Source organism: Cognatundibacterium luofuense (assembly GCF_018139685.1).
Lineage (GTDB): Bacteria > Pseudomonadota > Gammaproteobacteria > Burkholderiales > Burkholderiaceae_D > Undibacterium > Undibacterium luofuense.
In genome coordinates, this window is record NZ_JAGSPN010000424.1 from 1 (window position 1) to 325 (window position 325).

1 protein-coding gene is annotated in these 325 nt (G+C 51.4%); it reads right to left on the reverse strand.

The window, feature by feature from the left end; genetic code table 11:
• Positions 1–325, reverse strand: a 325-nt coding sequence (locus tag KDM89_RS21060; protein ID WP_268977914.1) for an acyl-CoA dehydrogenase family protein, incomplete at both ends; no start/stop codon positions are given.

Sequence of the window (325 nt, forward strand, 5' to 3'; positions counted from 1 at the left end):
GATGATGTTCTTTTGAATTTCATTCGAACCGCCATAGATGGAGGTCTTGCGGAAATTGAAGTAATACGAAGCCAGCGGCGCAGCATCATCCTGTTCAGACACGCTATGTGCCTGTTCTCCGTCCAGATAGGCCGGGTCAAACGGCAGCGCATAGGGGCCAACGGCTTCTACCATCAGTTCGGTTAAGCGTTGCTGAATTTCTGTGCCCTTGATTTTGAGCAGAGATGCTTCCGGACCGGGCTTGCCACTGTCCTGAGAAATCACACGTAAGACCGTGATTTCCAGCGCCATGATTTCTATCTCCAGCGCTGCTACTTTGTGCGCA